Annotated in this window: 1 protein-coding gene and 1 pseudogene; both read right to left on the reverse strand. The window is 47.1% G+C overall.

Annotated features, from left to right (window positions below):
- Window positions 1-644, reverse strand: a 644-nt coding sequence (locus CIK04_RS26330) for a pitrilysin family protein (protein ID WP_142995023.1), incomplete at its 3' end; no start/stop codon positions are given.
- Between the two features lie 20 nt (window positions 645-664).
- Window positions 665-924: pseudogene (locus CIK04_RS26335) on the reverse strand (YqaA family protein); the annotation flags it as partial.

A 924-nucleotide genomic window follows, 5' to 3' on the forward strand; every position in this document is an offset into this window, starting at 1 on the left:
CGATCAAGATCTTCAACATAACCAATAGTTTGCCACGAATACGGGTGCCCTTCAGGGTAAATCGCTTCCGCCATTTTTTCCCAAATCAAACCGTAAGGGCGGTTGTCATAGCGTTGAGCGCGCTCATTTTTCACGGTGTCGCGTTGCACCTCAAACTTACGCTGCGAGACGGCATCAAGCAAAAAGCCCATGCGATCTGACTCTAACCACAACATTTTCTCAAGTTGGTTCGCTGGCACCGTTTCGAAATAGTTGGTTCTATCTCGGTTTGTGGTGCCATTCAGGGTTCCGCCCGCCTCCGTAATGATCTTGAAGTGTTGCTGATCACCAACATTCTCCGAACCTTGGAACATCATATGCTCGAAGAAATGCGCAAAGCCTGACTTACCAATCTCTTCTCGAGCCGAGCCGACGTGGTAAGTGACGTCAACGTGCACTAAGGGATCGGAGTGATCGGGAGACAAAATGACGGTTAAGCCATTTTCTAAACGGTATTTTTCATACGGGATTTTGACCTTACCCGCTTGTGCTGACGACTCTTCAATCAGAGTCACGCCTTCTGGTAATGATGAGAAAAACGGCACAGAAACCGATTTTACGGAAGAACAACCAGCGAGGACAAAAAGAGAGCAGGCACTCAGCATCAGTTTTTCATGCTTTTTCCTTAGAATAGTCCGATATAAAGCATAGCTAGCACGCTATAGCGTACCGCTTTACCCAGCGCAATCAGCGCCAAGCAAGGAAGAAATTTCATTCGCAGCCAACCAGCTGCTAAACAGAGAGGATCACCAATCACAGGAAGCCAACTAAAAACAGCCCCAAMTAGCCGTATTTGGCTAACCATCTCAAAGCGGTATGACCATGTTTTCCTGTTGAGTTCGATTTGGTAGCAGCAAACCTAGCCAATAGTTAGTTAACCCACCA

The organism is Vibrio sp. 03_296, assembly GCF_002265885.1.